At 40.7% G+C, this 22847-nt stretch carries 24 protein-coding genes; 13 read left to right on the top strand and 11 right to left on the bottom strand.

Features of this window, described 5'->3' with window-relative positions; translation table 11 throughout:
- The first annotated feature begins 4 nt into the window (after positions 1 to 4).
- The 3 genes from cobO to ung are packed head-to-tail and all read left to right on the top strand — an operon-like array spanning position 5 to position 2134.
- On the top strand, positions 5 to 604 hold the full coding sequence (gene cobO / locus L3V41_RS11705; protein WP_237127771.1) for a cob(I)yrinic acid a,c-diamide adenosyltransferase: 600 nt from the start codon (positions 5 to 7) through the stop codon (positions 602 to 604).
- Position 605: 1 nt separating this feature from the next.
- Entirely contained in the window at positions 606 to 1463 is an 858-nt protein-coding gene (locus tag L3V41_RS11700; protein WP_193988404.1) for a cobalamin-binding protein, read from the top strand.
- On the top strand, positions 1460 to 2134 hold the full coding sequence (gene ung / locus L3V41_RS11695; protein WP_193988405.1) for a uracil-DNA glycosylase: 675 nt from the start codon (positions 1460 to 1462) through the stop codon (positions 2132 to 2134). The genes L3V41_RS11700 and ung overlap by 4 nt, the downstream gene beginning before the upstream one ends.
- Before the next feature lie 34 nt (positions 2135 to 2168).
- On the opposite strand, the gene L3V41_RS11690 is transcribed toward ung, so the two are convergent.
- Positions 2169 to 2360 carry a DUF3545 family protein gene (locus tag L3V41_RS11690; RefSeq protein ID WP_062570233.1) on the bottom strand — a complete coding sequence of 64 codons (192 nt, stop codon included), beginning with the start codon at positions 2358 to 2360 and terminating at the stop codon, positions 2169 to 2171.
- 187 nt (positions 2361 to 2547) lie between these two features.
- A complete protein-coding gene (gene tal, locus L3V41_RS11685) occupies positions 2548 to 3498 on the bottom strand; it encodes a transaldolase (protein WP_237127770.1) in 951 nt (316 codons plus the stop codon).
- Positions 3499 to 3720: 222 nt separating this feature from the next.
- Here tal and yaaA point away from each other — a divergent pair, with 222 nt between their 5' ends.
- The 5 genes from yaaA to L3V41_RS11660 all read left to right on the top strand — a co-directional run bounded on the left by yaaA (position 3721) and on the right by L3V41_RS11660 (position 6883).
- A complete protein-coding gene (gene yaaA / locus L3V41_RS11680) occupies positions 3721 to 4500 on the top strand; it encodes a peroxide stress protein YaaA (RefSeq protein WP_062570235.1) in 780 nt (259 codons plus the stop codon).
- 128 nt (positions 4501 to 4628) lie between these two features.
- Positions 4629 to 5564: a mechanosensitive ion channel family protein gene (locus L3V41_RS11675; protein ID WP_237127769.1), complete on the top strand. Its 936-nt coding sequence runs from the start codon at positions 4629 to 4631 to the stop codon at positions 5562 to 5564.
- A 157-nt stretch (positions 5565 to 5721) separates the two neighbouring features.
- The gene (locus L3V41_RS11670) at positions 5722 to 5979 is read left to right on the top strand and encodes a type II toxin-antitoxin system ParD family antitoxin (RefSeq protein WP_062566698.1); all 258 of its coding nucleotides are present in this window, start codon (positions 5722 to 5724) and stop codon (positions 5977 to 5979) included.
- Positions 5966 to 6253, top strand: a complete 288-nt coding sequence (locus L3V41_RS11665; RefSeq protein WP_193988407.1) for a type II toxin-antitoxin system RelE/ParE family toxin — start codon at positions 5966 to 5968, stop codon at positions 6251 to 6253. The genes L3V41_RS11670 and L3V41_RS11665 overlap by 14 nt, the downstream gene beginning before the upstream one ends.
- A 153-nt stretch (positions 6254 to 6406) precedes the next feature.
- Positions 6407 to 6883: a hypothetical protein gene (locus tag L3V41_RS11660; protein ID WP_237127765.1), complete on the top strand. Its 477-nt coding sequence runs from the start codon at positions 6407 to 6409 to the stop codon at positions 6881 to 6883.
- Between the two features lie 242 nt (positions 6884 to 7125).
- Here the strand turns inward: L3V41_RS11660 and serA are convergent, their stop codons facing one another.
- The 5 genes from serA to L3V41_RS11635 form a co-directional block, all read right to left on the bottom strand.
- Positions 7126 to 8355: a phosphoglycerate dehydrogenase gene (serA, locus tag L3V41_RS11655; RefSeq protein WP_130151005.1), complete on the bottom strand. Its 1230-nt coding sequence runs from the start codon at positions 8353 to 8355 to the stop codon at positions 7126 to 7128.
- Between the two features lie 14 nt (positions 8356 to 8369).
- The gene (gene rpiA / locus L3V41_RS11650) at positions 8370 to 9023 is read right to left on the bottom strand and encodes a ribose-5-phosphate isomerase RpiA (protein WP_062570243.1); all 654 of its coding nucleotides are present in this window, start codon (positions 9021 to 9023) and stop codon (positions 8370 to 8372) included.
- A gap of 54 nt (positions 9024 to 9077) precedes the next feature.
- Positions 9078 to 9674, bottom strand: coding sequence for a 5-formyltetrahydrofolate cyclo-ligase (locus L3V41_RS11645; protein WP_062570244.1), 597 nt, complete (start codon positions 9672 to 9674; stop codon positions 9078 to 9080).
- Between the two features lie 13 nt (positions 9675 to 9687).
- A complete protein-coding gene (locus tag L3V41_RS11640) occupies positions 9688 to 10251 on the bottom strand; it encodes a hypothetical protein (RefSeq protein WP_062570245.1) in 564 nt (187 codons plus the stop codon).
- 116 nt (positions 10252 to 10367) lie between these two features.
- Entirely contained in the window at positions 10368 to 11885 is a 1518-nt protein-coding gene (locus tag L3V41_RS11635) for a carboxypeptidase (protein WP_237127764.1), read from the bottom strand.
- A gap of 241 nt (positions 11886 to 12126) precedes the next feature.
- Between L3V41_RS11635 and L3V41_RS11630 the strand changes: the two genes are divergently transcribed.
- The 5 genes from L3V41_RS11630 to mrcB all read left to right on the top strand — a co-directional run bounded on the left by L3V41_RS11630 (position 12127) and on the right by mrcB (position 17997).
- Positions 12127 to 13356, top strand: a complete 1230-nt coding sequence (locus tag L3V41_RS11630; RefSeq protein ID WP_062570247.1) for a response regulator — start codon at positions 12127 to 12129, stop codon at positions 13354 to 13356.
- A 331-nt stretch (positions 13357 to 13687) separates the two neighbouring features.
- Positions 13688 to 14026: a P-II family nitrogen regulator gene (locus L3V41_RS11625; protein ID WP_054554260.1), complete on the top strand. Its 339-nt coding sequence runs from the start codon at positions 13688 to 13690 to the stop codon at positions 14024 to 14026.
- 9 nt (positions 14027 to 14035) lie between these two features.
- On the top strand, positions 14036 to 15265 hold the full coding sequence (locus L3V41_RS11620) for an ammonium transporter (RefSeq protein WP_062570248.1): 1230 nt from the start codon (positions 14036 to 14038) through the stop codon (positions 15263 to 15265).
- A 160-nt stretch (positions 15266 to 15425) separates the two neighbouring features.
- A complete protein-coding gene (locus L3V41_RS11615; RefSeq protein WP_083515349.1) occupies positions 15426 to 15587 on the top strand; it encodes a YqaE/Pmp3 family membrane protein in 162 nt (53 codons plus the stop codon).
- Between the two features lie 85 nt (positions 15588 to 15672).
- Positions 15673 to 17997, top strand: coding sequence for a penicillin-binding protein 1B (gene mrcB / locus L3V41_RS11610; protein ID WP_130151011.1), 2325 nt, complete (start codon positions 15673 to 15675; stop codon positions 17995 to 17997).
- Here the strand turns inward: mrcB and L3V41_RS20010 are convergent.
- The 4 genes from L3V41_RS20010 to L3V41_RS11590 all read right to left on the bottom strand — a co-directional run bounded on the left by L3V41_RS20010 (position 17960) and on the right by L3V41_RS11590 (position 22827).
- Positions 17960 to 19819 (bottom strand): methyl-accepting chemotaxis protein, encoded by a 1860-nt coding sequence (locus L3V41_RS20010; RefSeq protein ID WP_193988413.1) that lies wholly within the window; start codon positions 19817 to 19819, stop codon positions 17960 to 17962. The two genes, mrcB and L3V41_RS20010, sit on opposite strands and share 38 nt — an antisense overlap.
- Positions 19820 to 19918: 99 nt before the next feature.
- Positions 19919 to 21199, bottom strand: a complete 1281-nt coding sequence (hemL, locus tag L3V41_RS11600; RefSeq protein WP_237114877.1) for a glutamate-1-semialdehyde 2,1-aminomutase — start codon at positions 21197 to 21199, stop codon at positions 19919 to 19921.
- A 72-nt stretch (positions 21200 to 21271) separates the two neighbouring features.
- On the bottom strand, positions 21272 to 22288 hold the full coding sequence (locus L3V41_RS11595; RefSeq protein ID WP_062570252.1) for an aspartate carbamoyltransferase: 1017 nt from the start codon (positions 22286 to 22288) through the stop codon (positions 21272 to 21274).
- 104 nt (positions 22289 to 22392) lie between these two features.
- A complete protein-coding gene (locus L3V41_RS11590) occupies positions 22393 to 22827 on the bottom strand; it encodes a CopD family protein (RefSeq protein WP_062570253.1) in 435 nt (144 codons plus the stop codon).
- Positions 22828 to 22847: the final 20 nt, after the last annotated feature.

The following is a 22847-nucleotide window of genomic DNA, read 5'->3' as shown; positions in this document are numbered from 1 at the left end:
AATAATGAACGAACAGAATCAAGATAAGCACCAACAACGCCAGCAAAAAGTTAAAGAAAAAGTCGACGAACGGATTGCTGCTGCACAAAAAGAACAGGGTATTTTTCAGGTTATAACTGGCAATGGCAAGGGTAAATCGACTTCTGGGTTTGGTACTGTTGCACGTGCGGTTGGTCACGGAATGAAAGCGGCTGTGTGTCAGTTTATTAAAGGGACTTGGGAGTGCGGTGAGCGTAACCTATTGGAAAAAGCAGGGGTTGAATTTGTTATTATGAACACCGGTTTTACTTGGGAAACACAAAACAAAGAGTCAGATACCGCTGCTGCGCAGGTGACATGGCAAGAAGCAAAAAGAATGCTGAAGGATGACTCGATTAACCTCGTTATGCTAGACGAAATAACCTACATGATCACCTACGGCTATATTGATTTAGATGAAGTGCTAGAGGCAATTAGCTCTCGCCCTGCTATGCAATCGGTGATTATTACTGGGCGTGGAGCGCACCGAAAATTGACCGACTTAGCTGATACAGTCAGTGAAGTCAAAAATGTAAAACACGCTTTTGATGCAGGAATAAAAGCGCAAAAAGGGTTCGATTATTAACATGAAGGCCATCAAGTTTGCACTCTTAGGTGTTTTATTTTATTTACCAGCATTGGCTCAGGCTCATGAAATAAAACAGCCTCAGCGTATTGTTGCTTTAGCACCGCATATCGTTGAAAACCTATTTGCGATTGGTGCAGGAGAGCGCATTGTTGGTACCGTTGATTATGCAGACTTCCCTCAGCAAGCGAATGATATCGAACGGGTAGGCGGTTATTACGGCATCAACATGGAAAAACTGTTGTCGTTAAAACCAGACCTTGTTTTGGCTTGGAAAACGGGCAACAAAGCCGACGATCTTGCTTACATTGAAAAATTAGGCATTCCGGTAGCGTACAGCAACCCAAATCAGGTTGATAATGTTGCTGATGAACTACGTAAACTAGGCACGCTTACGCATTTGCAAACAAAGGCAAATAAAGTGGCTAAAGAGTTTGAAGCTAAGCTGAGTGCTATTCGTGCAGCCCAAGAGGGTAAAACGACCGTTTCGGTGTTTTATCAATTATGGCCAGAGCCGATGATGACAGTTGGCGGAAATACTTGGATCAATCAGCTATTAACCATTTGTCATGCGGATAATGTGTTTGCTAATAGCGATACAGACTACCCGCGCATTAGTATTGAAAATGTATTGGTAGCAGAGCCAGAAGTCATCATTATCCCAGATGAAAAATCGAAAAAGCCTCAGCCTAAAATTGATTGGCGACAATGGCCAGAAATGCCAGCGGTGCAGCATAACCAGTTTATTAGTGTGAATGCAGATTTATTGCACCGCTTTACAACCCGCATGCTTGATGGTTTGACTGATATGTGTGGTAAAATAGACGTTTCTCGTCAGCAAATACAGGCTTCAAAATGAACGATTGGCAAACATTTTTAGATAACGAGCTTGCTAAACCCTACATGCAAGAAACCTTGCAATATGTGGCAGATAGACGTGCAGCAGGCGTTAGCGTTTATCCAAAAGATGAACAGGTATTTTCAGCTTTTGATGCCACACCATTAAGTGAAATCAAAGTGGTTATTTTAGGGCAAGATCCTTACCACGGAGAAGGCCAAGCCCATGGTTTGTGCTTTTCTGTATTGCCTGAAGTTAAAAAGTTACCTCCCTCTTTGAAAAATATGTATAAAGAGTTGGCAACCGATATTGATGGTTTTGAAGTACCTCACCATGGCTATTTGCAAAGTTGGGCCGAGCAAGGTGTGTTTTTACTTAACACCGTACTGACGGTCGAGCAAGGGCAGGCTCATTCTCATAAGCACCTTGGCTGGGAGCAATTTACCGATGCAGTGATTGCGTTTATCAATCAGCATTGTGAGGGGGTGGTGTTTATATTATGGGGCGCACATGCTCAGAAAAAAGGTAAACATATTGATACCTCGCGTCATCATGTGATTCAAGGTCCGCATCCATCACCGCTTTCTGCTCACCGTGGCTTTTTTGGTTGTCAGCACTTTTCAAAAGCAAACCAGCTACTTAGCGATCAAAATAAAACGCCAGTAAATTGGTCTTTACCACAAATTCTATAACAGAAATGCAAAAGGCCCAATTGGGCCTTTGAATTTACAAAAAGTCTAGCTCATCAATAGCAATACTGTCTGTAAAGTAGTCTAACTCCTGTAGTTCTTTGCGTAATCTATGCTTATCTTTTAACGCTTCGATTTCACGCCATTTTCTCTTCTTATTTTTTGTAGAGGTCTTTCTTGTTTTATTAGGACCTTCTAATATTTCTAAAATATCGTCTAGGCTATCCATGAACTTCTCCTATTGATTTTTTGAACCTCGGAAATACCTATACCACAGGCTGCTTAAAAATAGAATAAAAAAGTGACAATACTGTTACAGAACTGTGATTGATAGATGAATAGATCAATGATTTAGTTATTTTAGAAACAAAAACGCCACCGAGCGGTGGCGTTTCAAAAAAATGCTGTTGTGCAAATTACATCGCTTTAAAGCGAGCTTCTAATTCAATTTGAGCTTGAGCGAACGAGCGGATACCTTCAGCTAGTTTCTCTGTTGCCATAGCATCTTGGTTGTGTAACCAACGGAACTGGCTTTCAGTTAGCGGTGCTGGTTTTTCTTCAACAGTAAAGTCGCTCTCTAGTAGGTACTCTTGTGCATCAGTTAATTGGCCTAACTCTTCTAAAAGAGCAGGGCTAATCGTTAACTTATCACAGCCTGTAAGCGCGATGATCTCGCCTGTGTTACGGAAGCTTGCGCCCATAACAACCGTTTTGTAACCGTGGCGTTTGTAGAATTCGTAAATACTACGTACTGATTGCACACCAGGATCTTTTAGCGGATCAGTTGGTTTTTCCATGCCATTAGCAACGTGCCAATCTAGAATACGGCCAACGAATGGTGAAATTAAAAATACATTTGCATCGGCACATGCGCGGGCTTGTGCTTCAGAGAATAACAGCGTTAAGTTACACTTAGTGCCTTCTTTTTCAAGCTGTTCTGCGGCTTTGATACCTTCCCACGTTGATGCAACTTTGATTAGAATTTTATCTTTGCTCACGCCTTCTTTTTCGTAAAGGCTCAGTAAAGTGTGAGCTTTGTCGATAGTCGCTTGGGTATCAAATGATAAACGAGCGTCTACTTCTGTTGAGATATAGCCCGGTACGATTTCGCTAATTTCTTTACCGATTAATACAGCGAAGTAATCACATGCTAACTCAAGTTGTTTAGCTGCATCTTGCTCGGTCTCTTTAGCGTATTGCCACGCTTTATCTAAATAAGGCTTATACGCTTCAATTTCACTGGCTTTTAAAAGTAAAGATGGGTTTGTTGTTGCATCTTCTGGTTGGTGCTTTTTGATAGCTTCGATATCACCTGTATCTGCAACAATAGATGAATGCTGTTTAAGCCTTTGTAGTGCTGAAGTCATTTGCTTTCCTCATTCCAAGCAAGTTAAAAGAAAATCCATTATAGCGGCCTTAATACTGCAACACTATGACAGTGTTTAATAGGTTATATGTCCTTAATTTAGAAAACCAAGGCATTACGGTGTAAAAATGCAGTGTATCAAGGCAGGATGAAACAAAACGTGCATTTTGATTCAATTAATGTTGAAATTGACATCAAACAAATTACAAGTCAATAGCTAACTATGATCACTGTTATTTCACCTGCAAAAAATTTAGATTACGAAACACCAGCCACGACCGATAAATTCACTCAGCCTGAATTACTCGAGCACAGCGAAGAGTTAATGTCAGTTTGCCGTGATTTAACACCAGCGCAAATTGGTAGCTTGATGAAAATTAGCGATAAATTAGCGGGGTTAAATGCGGCACGTTTCGCTGAGTGGTCACAGCCTTTTACTACCGATAACGCAAAACAAGCAGTGCTGGCTTTTAATGGTGATGTGTATGGTGGTTTAGATGCTGCAACATTGACAAGTTCAGAGCTAGATTATGCACAATCTCACTTACGTATTTTGTCTGGTCTTTACGGTGTGCTGAAGCCACTTGATTTAATGCAAGCTTATCGCCTTGAGATGGGCACCAAGCTTGAAAATCCACGTGGTAAAAACCTCTATGAATTTTGGGGCAGCGTGATTGCCGAAAAGCTTAATACTGTGCTTGCTGAGCAAGATAGCAAGTATTTAGTTAATCTTGCTTCTAATGAGTATTTTAAAGCGGTTGATAAAAAAGCCTTAAATGCACAAATTATCACGCCACACTTTAAGGACTGTAAAAACGGCCAATATAAAGTGATCAGCTTTTATGCGAAAAAGGCCCGCGGCATGATGGCGCGTTACATCATTGAAAATAAAGTTACCCAATTGAGTGATTTAAAAGATTTCACCGTTGCAGGTTATTACTTCAGCAGCGATGCAACAGCAAAAGAATTAGAGCCCGTTTTCTTACGCGAAGAGCAGAACTAATTTTTAGTAAAATGAATTAGAAGAGCCGTGCTAAGCACGGCTTTTTTATGGTTTTAATATACTAAATTAGAAATGGCGTTCATTTTGCTAAATACTTTGTTGAGCAATTAATTCAACAAGGTATAAAAATGTTAAAAATTCCGTCAGTAAGTGAAGCTGAAAAGCTGATAGAAGAAAAACTCGGTGGCTGGGTTGATATCATCATAAGCCATATTCCAAACTTTATTGTCGCAGTAATAATCACTATCGTGTTTTCATTGCTGGCGCGTATTGTTGGTTCAATGCTCAGAAAGCTATTACGCCGCTCGCTAGAGTCTTCGCAAATAGCCGATTTAATGTCATCGATAGTAAAAGTCATCGTGTTATGTGTAGGCTTATTTGTAGCCCTTGATTTCTTGGGGCTTAGAGGTACTGTCACCTCATTACTCGCGGGTGCGGGTATAGTTGGCCTTGCCATTGGTTTTGCCTTTCAGGATATGACAGAGAACCTTATAGCAGGTATTGCTATGGGTATTCGCAAACCATTTAAAACAGGTGATGTAATTCGCACCGAAAGTGTGTTTGGTACCGTCAAGGCGATTAACCTTAGAAACACTCTTATCGAAAACTTTTATGGGCAACTTATCTTGGTGCCTAACAAGATTCTGTTTAGAAATATACTCAGTAATTACAGTACATTAGGTGTGCGTCGTATCGAAGTGCCTGTGGGTATTTCGTATGCTGACGACCCCGAGCAAGCGGCAGAAGTTATTGTTAAAAAAATCAATGAGTTTGATTTTGTTATTAAACAAGAAGAAACCGCCGTGTACGCCGAAAGCTTTGGTGATAGCAGCGTTAACTTACTGGTTTGGTTTTGGATTAAATACCCAGGTGAAGCGGATTTCATGACCGTTCGCCATAAGGCTGTTGTGGCAGTTAGAAACGCGCTAAGCGAAGCTGACATGACCATCCCATTCCCAATCCGCACCTTAGATTTTGGTATCAAAGGCGGCGAGAAATTAAACGCCATGATAAGCGAAAAGCACCAAGATAAAGACGCTGAGGCACCGCAAACCGATGAGTAAAATTTACTGACTCATCGGCGTGATTTACACAGGGAAGTGTGTTTGAGGTGGGGGGAGGTTAAGTATAGTTGATTACCAGCACCAATAAGCTAAGCTTGATTGTAGTAGTACAAAGTAGGATTATATCTGGATTTGATCTGCTTAAGATGAGTAAATTATGGCGATGGTAAAAAAAAGTATCACTGTGACTGCCCAACAAGAAAAATGGATGCAAGCACAGCTCGCTTCAGGAAATTATGCGAGTGACAGTGAGTTACTTAGAGATTTGATTAGAAAAGAGCAAATGCGAGCTTCTGAAATTGAAGCTATTCGTATGAAATTGATTGAAGCAGAGAAAAGTGGACTCTCAGATAAATCACCAAATCAAATGTTAGCTAGTTTCAAGGAAGAAGCGAGTAAGGATGGGAAGTTATAAACTTAATATTCAAGTCGAAGTTGATTTGAAGCGAATTTGGTTTCGTGGTTTGGAGCAATATGGTGAAAATCAGGCTGATGCTTATATTTATAAGTTTTTTGATCGTTTTGAGCAATTGGCAAAGCAACCTTATTTAGCACCAGCAGTCGATGAAATTAGGCAAGGTTATCGACGAACTGTTTGTGGTGTTGATAGCATTTATTTTCGCATTCAAGGTGGTAATATAGAAATTATGAGAGTATTAAGCAGGCAAGACATTCAAGCTAATCTTTGAATTGGCAATGTATAATCAATTTAACTTCAGACATAACAAAATATCGACAGGCTTTTTGTTTAATTCAGTAACTCGTATAGATTTTCTATGACTGCTAATTTATTTGTTGTGGCTTTATCAAATCTATCCAGATCGAAGGAGTCGTTTTGGGGTATGAAGTATTTTTCAATTTTTTTGATTTTAATTTCGCTTGTCGGCTGTAAGTCCACACAAAGCACTATCGAATATACTGACCCTGGGTTTTATCTGGAACCCGTTTTAAAACTGAAAGTTGTTCCAACTTTCTCAAACCCTTTAATATATGAGGTTACAAGTGTGAGACCTTATCAGCTATTAACTACAGTTTATGAAGGGTCTGGTGGCTATAATTGGAAAGGCATTAAGTCAGAGAAGAGTGTTGAGTTAACTGAAGGTGAGTATTCAAGCTTATTGTTAATGCTTGAAAAAGCATTGGAGTTTCCAAAAGATAAAACGCGAGGTGTGGATGGAGACACTTGGATGCTGGAAAGCTCATTGTATCAATATACCGCTGTAGCTTTTTGGGAGCCTGAAGTTCAAACCGGTGAGCGAGGACTTGGTAGTTTTGTAAAGTTAAAAGAGTTTCTTGCGCATCTAAGTAGTAAAAATTAAGTGAAATACTAATAGTTACATGTTTAATTTAGTTAAAGTGTAGTGGCCTTTCTTAGACATAACTTTTCGCGCGAAATAAATTTTACGCCTACATTAAAGTATTGCACTCTAACAACAGGTGAGCACAATCAGCTTATTGCTGACAGCTTAAGGCTTACAGCTTTGTTAAAGTTTTTGTCCTACAAAAAAAAGCGCAAGCAGTTTAACTGTTTGCGCTTTTTATTTATTTGTTATATCAAAGATTAGTGAAGGATACGTGCTCTGATTGTACCTTCAACGGCACTTAGTTCTTTAAGGGCTACTTCAGAGTGATCGGTATCTACATCGATGACCACGTAACCAATCGCTTCGTCAGTTTGTAAGTACTGGGCAGCGATATTAATACCGTGCTGTGCAAACGCTTGGTTAATTTGCGTTAGAACACCTGGGCGGTTGTGGTGTACGTGTAATAGGCGGCTACGGTTTGCAAGCTCAGGCAGTGATACTTCAGGGAAGTTAACCGCAGTTATGGTTGAACCATTATCAGAGTATTTAGCGAGTTTACCTGCTACTTCAATACCGATATTTTCTTGCGCTTCTTGTGTTGAACCACCAATATGTGGAGTCAAAATTACGTTATCGAACTCGCGCAATGGTGATACAAATTCTTCATCATTTGATTTTGGTTCGACAGGGAACACGTCGATTGCTGCGCCGCTTAGCTTTTTATCACGTAGTGATTCTGCTAGTGCATCGATATCAACAACCGTACCGCGAGACGCATTGATCAAGATGGCGCCTTGCTTCATTACTTCAAGCTCTGCCATACCAATAAGGTTCTTCGTTTGCGGTGTTTCTGGTACGTGTAAGCTAATCACATCGGCACGCTGTAATAACTGAGTGAGGTTATGAACTTGTGTTGCATTACCCAGTGTTAGCTTGTCTTCAATATCGTAAAACTCAACGTTCATACCGATGTTTTCAGCCATGATCCCTAGCTGTGTACCAATGTGGCCGTAACCGATAATACCTAATGTTTTACCACGGGCTTCAAATGAACCGTTGGCAGATTTTAACCAACCGCCACGGTGCGCGAGAGCATTACGTTCTGGAATACCGCGAAGGAGTAATAAAATTTCACCTAGTACTAATTCTGCAACAGAACGAGTGTTTGAGAATGGTGCGTTAAATACCGCAATACCACGCTCACGGGCACCTTGCAGATCGACTTGGTTAGTACCGATACAGAAGCAGCCGATTGCCACGAGCTTATCAGCTGCTTCTAATACCGCTTCATTAATATGAGTGCGAGAACGAAGCCCTACAAAGTGCACATCTTTAATGCGCTCAATAAGCTCGTCTTCAGGTAAGGAGGTTTTTACGTAATCAATATTACTATAGCCATTACGCTTAAGCGTTTCTACAGCACTTTGATGCACGCCTTCCAGCAAGAGAATTTTAATTTTGTCTTTTGCTAACGATACCTTACTCATATCCTCATTCCTATTTACTTGATTTGCGGCCCATTTTTGGTGCCGATAATGACTTTATCTGCACCGCGATGGGCAAATAAGCCGTTTGTTACTACACCCACAATCTGGTTGATTGTTAGTTCTAATTCTTTGGCATTGCTGATATCTAAATTGTGTACGTCTAAAATAACGTTACCGTTATCTGTTACAACACCTTCACGGTAAACCGGGTCACCACCTAGTTTTACGAGTTCACGAGCTACATAGCTGCGTGCCATCGGGATCACTTCAACCGGCAGTGGAAAAGCCCCTAATGTTGCAACTTCTTTAGATTCGTCAACAATACAAACAAATTGTTTTGCGACTGCTGAAACGATTTTTTCACGTGTCAGCGCTGCACCACCGCCTTTGATCATTTCGTTGTGTGGGTTGATTTCGTCTGCACCATCAACATACACATCAAGACTTGATACCTCGTTAAGCTCGAATACTTCAATACCCAGTGCTTTTAGCTTTTCAGTTGAAGCCTCAGAGCTTGAAACCGCACCAACAAGGGTGTCTTTTACGGTACCCAGTGCATCAATAAAATGATTGACTGTTGAGCCTGTACCTACACCCACTATGGTGTTTTCATTTACAAACTCGAGTGCTGCCCAGGCAGCGGCTTTTTTTAATTCATCTTGCGTCATAATTATGTGCTCAGTTAGCTGTCAGAGAGGGCCCATAGTATACAAATAGTTTGCTTACCATTGGTAGATTTTCTCTGGGGTTATAATATGTTTTAACGGTACATCCCACGATTCAATCGGCAATGCTGAAACATGCTGACATTGATGGGCAAGGCCTATCAAAATCGGTTTTTGCCAGTTTTCTTGGTAATACCGTGCCAACGTTTTGTCATAAAACCCACCGCCCATTCCTAAACGGTTACCTTGATCATCAAATGCCACTAATGGCATAAGTAAAATATCAAGCTTGTCTAAAGGACATATTTGACTGCAATTCAACTTGGGCTCCAAGATACCATAGCGGTTTGCTGTCATGGGTGAATTTTCTTCATACCTCTGAAAGTACAAAGTTGTGCCATTGAAGGGGTGAATTATAGGCAGGTATAAATGCTGTTCTTGCATCCATAATTCTTTAATTAACAATGAGGTGTCTAATTCGCCATCATTACTGAAATAAATACCGATGTGGGCGTTTTTAGTGGTTTTTAGTGATTTTAAGTGTTGAGTAAAATTCACTTTCAGCGCAATTGCTGCATTTTTTTGTTGCTCAACAGTCAGTGAATTGCGCTTTTTTCGAATGGATTGTCTAATTTCTGCTCGCGTGTTGCTCATGTCAATATAGGTGTTAACTTTCTAAAAAAGAGAAAAACTCAGGAAAAAGCTCTACAACGCCAAGAATAGCTAGTAACAAAATCACCATGGCGATGAGTGAATAAAGTAATGTATTAGAGCGTTTTTTAACGGGCTCTGTTAACTCTTCTTCCAGCAGTAAGTCATCTTCTTGCCAGCTATCTTCGTTATCTTGTGGATTGGTACTCTCACTTTCAGGCAAACGCTGTTCTAGATCATCAAGCTTTTCTTCAAGGCGAATGAGGCTACTTGTAATGTAATCTAAGGCATCAAAAATGCGTTCATCACGTTGTTTAGCCTCAAGACTTGCATTCGTTTGTTGATTAACTTGGTTTTGATTTACTGGCTGGAGCTTTGCTTTAATCCCCACGCTTGCCAACAGCTTTGCTTGCTTTAATGCTTTTTCTTGTTCGCTAGGTGCAAAGAGTGGTTTATGTTCAAAAAGAGTGGCTACTTTATCTGTATTTGTTTTTAATTTTGCTGCAAGTTGCTCAGTAGCGTGTGCTTGATCAACACCGGCTTCTAGCCCTGCAAACATCACACGAAATTTTTCAGCCATGTTGTGATTATCCAATTCCTTAAATCAATGACTTGAGTATATACCCAAATAGATTAGTGGATAAACAAAAGCCCGTATAAAACGGGCTTTTTCTTTATAAATGAGTCATCGTCTAGTTAGTACTTAGCTGCTTTGCCTTCAGCTGGTAGTGATTTAAGGATAAACTCACGTAAATCATTATTTGATGATTCAAGATCAGCATGACGTAAATACATCATGTGGCCACTGCGGTAGCCTTTAAAGCTTAGGCGGTCTTTCATTTTGCCGCTTGGGTCTAATTGCCACATTGTGTATTTAGCATCAAAGTAATTGGTTGCACCATCGTAGTAACCTGATTGGATCATCACGTTTAAGTATGGGTTTTGCGCCATCGCTAAACGTAAATTTTCACCTGTGTTATTACCAGTACGATCCCAAGGGTGAACATTACCAAATAGGTTGTATTTGATATCTGTTTTGTAGTTAAGCTCTTCACGTAGGTAATAGTTAATTGCTGGCGTGAATGAGTGTAACCATGAGGTAAGCTCTGCCCAGTAATCAGGTGACTCACCTGCATCACGTTTATCAATACCTAAATAACGAGAATCTAAGCGACCCACTGTTTGACCGCGCTCGCGTAATAGTTCTTTCCAGAAGAAATTAGTAGGAATATCAAGGTTGTTTTGTTCAACAAACTTTTCAGATAAGCCTGCGTATTTTGCTGCTTGCTTGATGATTGCGCGTTTTTCATCGGCAGCTAAGAAGCCACCTTTAGCTATCGCTGGTAAGAACTTATTAACGGTAAACTCTTCAACTTCAGGCAGTAACTCATCTAAGTCTTTTGCTTGTAAGTCTGCACTGAGGGCTTTGTGGTACCAAGCCGTTGCGGCAAAGTAAGGTAGGCGATTTGCTGCTTCTACCGGGCCTTCGCGTTTAATACCAATTTCAGTTGGTGATACTAAAATAACACCGTTGATATACATCCACTGGCGGTTTTGTAATTCGTGAGCAAGGCCTGAAACGCGAGTTGTACCATAGCTTTCACCAATTAAGAACTTAGGTGAGCGCCAACGCTCGTTGCGCGACACAAAGGTATTTAACCACTCAGCCAAATATTTGATGTCGGCGTTTACACCAAAAAACATTTTTTGTTGGTCAGCTTTACTTGGTAACTCTCCTTTATCGTTTTCAAGAACGCGAGAGTAACCCGTGTTTACGGGGTTGATATAAACAATATCAGCCACGTCTAAAATTGAGTAAGGATTATCTTTTACGCCATAAGGTTGAACTGGGTAGCCTTCGTCATCAATTTTTAATACACGTGGTCCAGTATAAGCAAGGTGCATCCACACTGACGCAGAGCCAGGGCCGCCATTAAATGAAAAAACCAGTGGACGTTTTGTTCTATCGTCTACTTTATCGCGGGTATAATAAGTATATTGCAGCGTTGCAACCGCATTACCTTGCTCATCCCAAACTGGTTGGGTGCCTGTTGTTGCAGTATAAGAGAAGCGCTCACCGTTAATACGTGCTTTATGTTCTGTAACAACACTGCTGTCAACGTCTATGCGTCGTTCATTATCAGCAAAGCTGGGGGTGCTGAAGGTCAGTGTTAGGGCTGTTACTGACAAGCCAATAAAACTAACTAGTTTCATGTTGATTCCTTATTATTCGAGTTGCTGCTATTAAAGAGAAAAGCTCGCTTGAAGACAAACTATTGAGACTAGTGACCAATAATAGCTGTTAAATAGGAAGATTCTCTAAACTGCGTGGTTAATTACTAAAAAGTACTTTTTAATAAAGATATTTTGCTTAATCATTTAGCTAGATTAAAAAATAACGTATATTTGGCATGTTGGTAATTTGTGTACATCTGCATAGAAAAGAGAAGTTGCAATGCAAAGAGTGTTAGTTGTTGAAGACAGTAAAGTAGTACAGCAAGTGTTACGCCACTTATCTGCCCACTATTTAGATGTGGATGTCGACTTTGCTTGGTCTTTGCAAGAGGGCATAGATTTAATCGCTGAGCATGACTACACCCTCGCTTTAGTCGACTTAACACTGCCCGATGCGATGAACGGTGAAGTGGCTAAATACACCTTATCAAAGAATATTCCTACCGTTGTGTTAACGTCTAAAATTGATGAATACATTCGTCAACAAATGCTAGAACTTGGTGTGGTTGATTATGTTGTTAAAGATAATCGTGACTCATACCACTATGCTATTAAGCTTGTTGCACAACTACTTAGAAACCATGGTTCAAAGGCACTTGTTGCCGATGATTCGGTATTAAGTCGCACCTTGATGAAGCAAATGTTAGAAAAGCAGCTTTTTAATGTAAGTGATGCCCACGATGGTGAGCAAGCATTGCAAATGCTCAAAGATGACCCTGAAATTAAGCTGCTACTCACAGACTATGCAATGCCAACGATGGATGGCTTTGAGCTTGTTAAAGCGGTGCGTAATTTTCGAGGCCGTGATGACTTAGCTATTATAGGTTTATCAGGTGCAGGTAAGCACGGTTTGTCGGCACGTTTTATCAAGTACGGCGCTAATGACTTTTTGACTAAGCCATTTATGAATGAAGAGTTTCATTGCCGTGTAATGCAGACGATGGAACAGCTTGCCCTAATCGCAGACATTAAAGAAAGCGCATACCGGGATCACTTAACCGGGCTTCATAATCGCCGTTATTTTTATCAATACGCTGAGAAAATCCTAAAGAAAACAGAACAAAAGAATGTACTGGCATTACTCGATATTGATTTTTTCAAAACGATTAATGATCAGTTTGGTCACGAAGCGGGTGATCATGCATTAAAGCAAGTAACCACCTTTTTAAAAACCAAGTTCGACGACTTCACAATTGCTCGCATTGGTGGGGAAGAATTTGCAGTTGTGTTAGACAACATGGACCTTGAAAAAGCAGAAGCAAGGTTAAATAGTTTCAGGGAACAACTTGCGGAGCACCAGTTTTCAATTAATGGCGAACCTTATTCACTCACCATGAGTATTGGCATGACCGCATTTCAACATGTCTCACTCACAGCCGCAATGCGCTTAGCTGATAAAGCTTTATATCAAGCTAAACAGCAACAACGTAACTGCGTGGTCCGTTTATAGTATCAATACGCAATAATACTTAATTATTTAAGGGATTAAAGCTGTTGCTAGCCGATTGAAAAATAATTGCTTTACGACTTCATGGATGCAAAGCAATAACCAAGTATAACTAAGTAACGAGATTTTTGCTTTGCTATAATCAAGGTTTAATTGCTTGAATTGCACCAGTGCTGGTTAATTGTTAAAAAAATGCACCCTTGTGGTGCATTTTTTTTGTTTGTAAGTGACTAATTGTATTTAACCAGTTGAAAATAAATAATAAAAAATAGTGGCACAAAGGTTGGATTGTTAAAGCCAACAGGATAACAATAAGCGTCCGAAGGGGGCCACTATGAAAATGATTAGTGCAATAATAAAGCCATTCAAACTTGATGATGTGCGTGAAGCACTGGCTGATTTAGGCATTGAGGGGATGACAGTTGTCGACGTTAAAGGCTTTGGCCGCCAACGTGGTCATACTGAGCTATACCGTGGAGCTGAATACCAAGTCGATTTTATTCCTAAAATTAAACTTGAAATTGCAACTCGTAGCGAAAATTGTCAACGCGTTGTTGAAACCATCACGAAAATTGCTTCAACAGGCAAAATTGGTGACGGCAAAATTTTTGTTTACGACCTAGACCAAATCGTCCGTATTCGTACCGGCGAACTTGATGAAGAAGCAATTTAAGGGGGATTTATGGAAAACACGATTGTAGAGTTGAAGTTCTCACTCGACACTTTTTACTTTTTGATGTCGGGTGTTTTAGTCATGTGGATGGCTGCCGGTTTTGCGATGCTAGAGGCGGGTTTAGTTCGTGCAAAAAATACAACAGAAATACTGACTAAAAACGTAGCACTTTTCTCGATCGCCTGCACCATGTTCTTACTTGTGGGTTATAACATCATGTATGTTGATAACGCTGAAGGCGGTTTTGTTCCTTCTTTTGGTGCGTTAATTGGTACGCAAGCAGCTGATGCAAATCACTCATTAGAGTCTGATTTCTTCTTCCAAGTTGTATTTGTAGCTACGGCTATGTCTATTGTATCTGGTGCTGTTGCTGAGCGTATGAAGTTATGGGCATTTTTGATCTTTACTGTTGTTATGACAGGTTTTATTTACCCGATTGAAGGCTATTGGACTTGGGGCGCAGGCTTTTTATCTGAAATGGGCTTTGTTGACTTTGCAGGTTCTGCAATTGTTCACGGGGCAGGTGCTGCGGCTGCGCTAGCAGGTGTACTTTTCCTTGGTGCTCGTAAAGGTAAATACGGTAAAAACGGTGAAATTTACCCAATTCCTGGTTCTAACTTACCACTTGCCACATTAGGCACATTAATCCTTTGGATGGGGTGGTTTGGCTTTAACGGTGGTTCACAGCTGCTTGTTTCTGACGCTGAAAATGCAACAGCAGTGGGTAAAATCTTCTTAAACACTAACGCAGCAGCGGCATGTGGTGCTATTGCAGCACTGTTCGTATGTAAAGTGCTTTGGGGGAAAGCTGATTTAACTATGGTACTAAACGGTGCGTTAGCAGGCCTTGTCACTATTACGGCTGAGCCAGCATCACCCACACCATTACTTGCTTGTCTATTAGGTCTACTCGGCGGTTCACTGGTTGTATTTAGTATTGTTGCACTTGATAAAGCAAAAATCGATGACCCTGTCGGTGCTATTTCTGTACACGGTGTATGTGGTGCTTTAGGTATCATGCTAGTACCACTTTCAAACTCAGATGCAACCTTCGTTAATCAATTAATTGGCTTAGTGTGTATCTTAGGGTTTGTGTTCATTGCGTCATCAATCGTGTGGGCAATTCTGAAAAATACCATGGGTATCCGTGTTACCGAAGAAGAAGAATTAAACGGTATGGATCAACATGACTGTGGCATTGATGCTTACCCTGAGTTTGTATCAGTTCGCAGTAACTAATTTTAGTGCGTGCTTCAGCACGCACATACAATAATCATTGTGTGTTCAAATCAAAGCTCTACTCAGGTAGGGCTTTTTTGCATTCAAAATAAGTGTTTTCTTATAGGCGATTTCAACAATATTGACTATGCTCAAATAACTTAATCAACAAGGGAATACTATGGATAACAAACTGTTATTAATTATTTTGTCATTGTTTTTACCACCTGTGGCTGTGTTTTTAAAAGCCGGTGTTGGTAAAGATTTGGTTATTAATATTATTTTATGCTTTATATTTTTTATACCTGCGGTTATTCACTCGCTTTGGTTATGTACCCGCTAATCGAGTTTAAGTGACTGTTAATTTTACAGGTGATAGAATTGCGGCTGATTACACCTGTAAAATTAACTGACCAATAGCGAACTCAATGGCTGATAAAAAAACTCCTGCTAAAAAAACGCCAGCAAAGAAAACGGCGTCCACGAAACGAACCACTAAAAAACGCAAAACCTCTTCGAATACGACAGTAAAGTCGCGTATTTTTCGTAAAACGTGGTCAATTTTTTGGAAGTTATCCTTAGCTGTTGTGATTGCGATGGTGCTGTATCTTATTTATTTAGATGCAAAAATAACGCGTCAATTTGAGGGCAATAAGTGGCAGTTACCTGCGCAGGTATACGCGCGAGCAATGAGCTTTTACCCTGGGCAGTTTTTATCACAACAAGAAGTTCTTTGGGAGCTTAACAGATTAAACTACTCTTCAGTTAATAAGCTTAGTCGTACAGGGCAGTATGTTAAGTCATCTAACAGTATTAAAGTGTATCGCCGCGAATTTGAATTTTACGATGGGCTCGAAGATGCTCGTGTTATTGAGCTTCGTTTTTCAGGGAAAAAATTAGCAACTATTAAGGATAAATTCGGTCGACGCTTAAATTCTGCGCGTTTGGAGCCTGTGCAAATTGCGCGAATTGGTAATGATTCGAATCAAGATCGTGAGTTTGTGCCGCTTGATAAGTTTCCTGCAATGTTAAAAGACACCTTGCTGGTGGTTGAAGACAGAGATTTTTATCAGCACCACGGTGTGTCGGTATGGTCTATTATGCGTGCCCTATACAGCAATATTAAAGCGGGAAGAACAGTGCAGGGTGGAAGTACCTTAACACAACAGCTCGCTAAAAATATTTATTTAACACGTGAACGCTCTCTTGTACGTAAGTTTAATGAAGCACTTATCGCATTGATATTAGACTACCGCTATAGCAAAGATGAAATTTTAGAAGCCTACTTAAATGAAGTATACCTAGGGCAATCATACAATCAGGGTGTTCACGGTATGGGGCTTGCCGCTGAATTCTACTTTTCTAAACCTGTGGACGAGCTAGAGTATGACCAAATTGCGTTACTGGTTGCTATGGTTAAAGGCCCATCGTACTACAACCCACGCCGTTACAGTGAACGTGCGATGGAGCGTCGCGATTTAGTACTGCGCTTAATGGTCGAAAATAACTTAATAAATACACGTGAGTATCGCGCATCGTTAAAGCGTCCAATTGATATTTCACCTATGAAAGATAGCCTACAGAAGTCGTATCCTGGTTATTTAGAGTTAGTTAATCGCGAATTAAAGCGTTTGTTACCTGACCAGCAAGTATTGGATGCTGGTGTGCGTGTCTTTACTTATTTCGACTTACAAAAACAAACTGCAATGGAAAAATCGGTTGAGGCAAGCTTACCTTACCTTGAAAGACGTCCTAAAACCGAAGAATTAGAAGCCGCTATGATCTCGGTTAACGTTGAAAAAGGTGGCGTCTCAGCCTTAGTTGCCGGTCGTGATGTTCGCTATTTTGGTTTTAATCGAGTATTAGATACCAAGCGTAATATAGGCTCATTAGTAAAACCTGCTGTTTATTTGAGTGCCTTTGAAAGCGGCAAGTTTAACCTTGCATCTTTGGTTGATGACTCTCCTCTAAGAGTAACGAATGAGCAAGGAAAAATATGGCAGCCAGAGAATTTTGATAGGCAATTTAGAGGCATGATGCCGCTTTATAAAGCATTTAGTAATAGTATCAATATACCTGCGGTAAATACTGGGTTAGATGTAGGGGTCGACACTGTCGCAACGACCTTGAAGCGATTAGGAGTTGAAGGAAGCATCGATGAATACCCATCACTGCTACTTGGGGCATTGGAGTTGTCTAGCTTTGAGGTCGCTCAACTTTATACAACACTTGCTGCTGACGGACAGTATCGTGAACTAACATCAATTTCTGCACTGACTGATTCAGTAGGTAAAGTACTTTATAAGCATAATGTTGAGTCACAAAAGCGATTTGATGAAGCATCAGTTTATATGACTAAATATGCGATGAAGCGAGTAACTAAAGATGGCACAGCAAAACGTTTAAATGCCCACTTTCCATCGATTCAGTTAGCGGGTAAAACGGGCACAAGTAATGACTTACGAGATAGCTGGTTTGCAGGTTTTGACCAAAATACAGTTACCGTTGCTTGGATTGGTCGAGACGATAATAAAAATACCGGCCTAACGGGGAGTGTTGGTGCGTTAGAAACCTATATTCGTTATCTAAAACCACTTAACCCTGAAGCCATTGCAGATACTCGCCCAGCTTCTATTCGCTGGGCGTTCATAAATGAAGAAACAGGTCTGCAAGCACCACCTGGCTGCGGCAAAGTGGTGCAACTGCCTATTCGAGCTAGTGAGTTTGAGCCTCGTCCGAGTTGTCGACGCTAAATGCTTTCATTGCATCGTTAAGTTGCTCAGCAAGCGCGGTTAAATCGTGTGCGCTTGCTGAGGCATTTTTTGATGATTTAAGCGTCTCTTCGGCTAAACAGCTTACCCGCTTGGCATCATTTAAAGCATCTTGTGTTGCACTCGTTTGCTCAGCAACTAACTGCGCGATTTGTTCACCATGTTGACTGATTTCATCCATCGTATTTACGGCTTCAACTAAACTTGCTTTTGTTTGGTTAGCGGATGCTGCCCCTTGCTCCATTTTTTCGACACTTTGCTGCATTTTCTGCTGTGTTAACTGCAATGCATTTTGTAATGAAGCGATAATATCGTGTATTTCCTTTGTTTGTAGCTGAGTTCGCCCTGCCAATGTTCTAACCTCATCAGCGACAACAGCAAACCCTCGTCCTTGCTCGCCGGCTCTTGCAGCTTCGATTGCAGCATTTAAGGCTAAAAGATTTGTTTGTTCAGCTATGTCGCTAATTCCTTTGCTTACTTGGCTAATATTTGAGGTGTCTTGCGCTAATGAATCCAGCGCTTTTAACCCTTGGTTAAACTCTTGTTGTAACTGTGCGATATGTTGCGCTAACTCCTCACTATTTTTTGCGCTGTTTTGGACCTGTTTGGCGGCACTATTAGCGAGAAAAACAGCATGCGAGGCTGTTTTTTCAACATGCTCTGCCGATTGGCTCATGTTATCTAGCGAGTCATTAATAGCGCTAATGCTTTGTTGCTGCTCAGTAACATCATTGGTTGTTTTATTGCGGCTTTCAAATACGTGCTGAGTGGTACTTCTTACTGAGTGAGTGGTTTTTTGAGCATTTTTGATAAGCGCCGTAAACGATTTTAGTAAATCATTGAATAGTAAGCTTATTGAGTTGAGCTCGTCTTTGCCTTTTAAATCTAATCGCACGCCTAAATTACCTGTTGCAGCCTCTGTTGCTGCGTTAGAAAACTGCTTTAAAGTATCAACTAATGAGCGGTAAAACCCCATCATCAAATAACTTGCTATAAATAGGCTGATTAAAGCGGCAATGATAACCACAACACGGGTCATACGTTGCTGTTTTAATTGCGTTAAGATCATCAATGATAAAGCTGGCTCACTGTTGCTAATAAAGTGATTAATCTTACTGTTAATATTTACTTTTAAATTTGCAAGCTGCTGCTGTGTAAGCGCAATTTCATCTGGCTCGAGTAGATCTTGGTTTAATGCTAGAAAAAGCGCATTAATACTGCTTGAAAGTTGCGTTGCGGGTTCTGTTAGGGTGTTTTTAAGTTTCTCGTTTGCAGTTAAAGATGTATTCAAACTCATTAAAAACTGTGACTCTAACTGCGGCAGAGCTTTAACTTGGTTTGATAAAGTAATAAATGTACTCGGTGAAAACTGCCCGCTAGATAAAACGGTTTCTGCACTTTGTATGGTTTTATTTAAATGTGTGATAAGAGGCGGTAGAGCGGTCACTAATGTACGATTTAAGTAGCTACTACTGAGCTCGTTTACAATAGCAAGCTGTGACTCAATCGAGACTATCTCTAAAATGTTGTCGTCATCAGTGGCTGTATTCGCAAAACCCGCTTGTTGGGCAATACTGATATTATCAGCTTGATTTGCAGTGAGTAAATTAGCGAGTAATTGAGGATATATTTGGACCCCTTGATTTTGTTTTTGTGATATTTCAATTCCTTTACTTAGAACGCTTAGTAAAAAAAATAAACTTAAACAAAGAGGAAAAATTAAAATGCCAAACATTAGCGACATTTTTGCTTTGTAACTTAATTGTCTCATTAAGAAAACAGCAGGTTTAATTAGATTATTCACAGATACACCCAGTTAGAAATTATATTAGGAGTAGACCTGTGGTTACGTTGTTTTTATTCATAAAAAAAGCCCTTACGGGCTTTTTTTTCTAATTATATTTTATAGCTTCGCAAAGGCGCGTTCTGCCGCTGCTATGGTGTCGCTAATTTCTTGCTCTGAATGCTCTGCACATACAAAGCCTGCTTCGAATGCTGAAGGAGCAAGGTAAACACCTTCTTCAAGCATTAAGTGGAAGAACTTTTTGAAGCGCTCTAAATCACACTCAGTGGCTTGTTGGTAGCTAGTTACTTTTTCTTTGTCAGTAAAGAAGAAGCCGTACATACCACCTGCGTAGTTTGTTGTAAGTGCAATGCCAGCTTTTTTCGCAGCGGCTTCAAAGCCTTCACAAATTGCTTTGCTCTTTGCTTCTAATTGATCGTGTAAGCCTTCAGCACTTAAAAGCTCTAAAGATTTTAAGCCTGCAGCCATGGCAATAGGGTTACCTGATAATGTGCCCGCTTGGTAAACCGGCCCGACTGGTGCGATGTAATCCATGATTTCTTTTTTACCACCAAACGCACCCACAGGCATACCGCCACCGATTACTTTACCCAAACACGTTAGGTCTGGTTTGATGTTGTAGTACGCTTGCGCGCCGCCTAAAGCAACACGGAAACCTGTCATTACTTCATCAAAAATAAGCACTGATTTGTATTCATCACACACTTCACGCAAACCTTCTAAGAAGCCAGGTACAGGAGGAATACAGTTCATGTTGCCAGCAACTGGCTCAACGATGATACAAGCGATTTCGTCAGCGTATTTGGCAAAAATGGCTTTTACTTCATCAAGGTTGTTAAATGACACAGTTAATGTGTGTTTAGCAAAATCTTCAGGAATACCTGGTGAGTTCGGTACGCCCATAGTCAGCGCACCTGAGCCTGCTTTAACTAGGAGTGAATCTGCATGGCCGTGGTAACAGCCTTCAAATTTTAAGATTTTGTCACGGCCAGTGAAGCCACGCGCTAAGCGAATTGCACTCATTGTCGCTTCAGTACCTGAGCTTACCATACGTACTTTTTCGATTGATGGTACCAGTTCTTTTACTTTTTCGGCCATGAGGATTTCAGTTTCAGTTGGCGCACCATAGCTTAGGCCATTTTCAACGGCTTCTAAGACTGCTTGTTTAATAGCAGGGTGGTTATGCCCCATGATCATGGGTCCCCATGAACCAACGTAATCAATGTAGCGGTTGCCATCAGCATCAAAGGTAAAAGGACCTTCTGCTTTAGTGATGAATAAAGGAGTACCGCCAACGCCATTGAAGGCACGAACTGGTGAGTTAACACCGCCTGGGATTGATTCTTGCGCGCGATTAAAAAGGTCTTGGCTAATTGTCATGAATAGTCCTATTGGGTTGTCACGTTAAATGAGTTGGTTTGCAAGGGCTCAAAGAGCCCAAAATGAAGCGTATTAGCTATTACGCTTACGGCTAAACCAAGGCACGTCGACTTCATATTGCTCAACTTTGTCGGCAACATCTAAGGTTAGAGCAAACAACGCCATGCGAATTAACACACCGTTTTGTACTTGGCGGAAAATGGCTAGGTTGTCGTTGCTATTTAAATCGTTATCTAGCTCGTTTGCTTCTAAACGGCTGTCACGAGGCAGTGGGTGCATCAGTACTGAGTTTGGCTTACAGTGTGCATTGTAAATTGCTTGGCTGATACGAAAACCACCGCGATATTTGTTAGCTTCTTCTTGTGAAGGGAAGCGCTCTTCCTGGATACGGGTTTGATAAACAATATCTGCCGCTAAGTTGCCTTCCATTTTATTCACTACTTGAATTTTATGACCTGCGTTATCAACAGCATCTAAAATGTAGTCCGGCATCTGTAAACCATCTGGTGCCACCATAGAGAACTTAACGTCTTTATAATGACACAGTAATTTAGATAAAGAGTGCACAGTACGGCCATATTTTAAATCGCCCACTAGGGCAATATGCATACCGTCGATACCTTGGTTGAAGCGAGAAAGTTCACGTTCAATGGTTAGTAAGTCAAGTAAGGCTTGGGTTGGGTGTTCATTTGCGCCGTCACCACCATTGATGACAGGTACATCACAACCGGTTGCAAACTCTGCAACTGATCCTGAATCAGGATGACGCATTGCAACGGCATCAGCATACGCTGAGATAACGCGTGCGGTGTCATAAAGAGATTCGCCTTTGGCTAAAGCTGAGCTTTGCATGCCTGTTGTTTCGCGAACTAAACCACCCAGTAAGTTAAATGCTGTACCAAAGCTTACGCGAGTACGTGTACTTGGTTCAAAGAATAAGTTTGCTAAAATTGCGCCTTCTAATACATTGGTGCGCTTTTGCTTTTTAGCATAAGGCTCCATTTTTTTAGCAACTGCAAAAATACGTTCAATACAATCGCGGTCAAGTTGATTAACCGACAGAATATTTTCACCTTGGAAACTTAACATGGGGTTGTTCCTAATTACATTTATTAAGGCGCCGGCTCTCTGTATAGGAGGCCGCATAAATTTGCGCCGTACTATAGCAAATTTTTAGCGTACACCGCAGCAAATTATAAGCTAGGTTTGATAATAGCGAGTGCAACTATTGCTAATAGAATAAGTACTGGGACTTCATTAAAAATACGATAAAAACGATCACTGCGAGTATTACGATCATGTTTAAAGTCAGCCAGTAATTTGAAACAGTAGCCATGATAGATATAAAGAATAATCACTAACACGAGTTTGTAGTGCAGCCACATGCTGTATCTAAACCAATCTCGACCATATTCAAAAATGGTCAGTACGCCAAACACGAGTGTTAAAACGGCAAACGGTGTCACAAAAAACAGTAAACGGCGTTCCATTACTTTTAGCATCGAGTTGCAGGCTTTTTCTTCACTCATTGCGTGGTATACAAACAAGCGAGGAAGATAAAAAATCCCCGCAAACCAAGCAATCATAAAAAATACATGAAAGGTTTTGTAAACTAATAGCGCGCTCATTGTTGTGTCCATTTTTAGTT

It is taken from the genome of Pseudoalteromonas sp. L21 (assembly GCF_021728035.1).
In the GTDB taxonomy this organism is placed as follows: Bacteria; Pseudomonadota; Gammaproteobacteria; order Enterobacterales; family Alteromonadaceae; genus Pseudoalteromonas; species Pseudoalteromonas arabiensis.
Note: the sequence above shows the minus strand (reverse complement) of the source record. Positions and strands in the feature narration are given on the sequence as shown.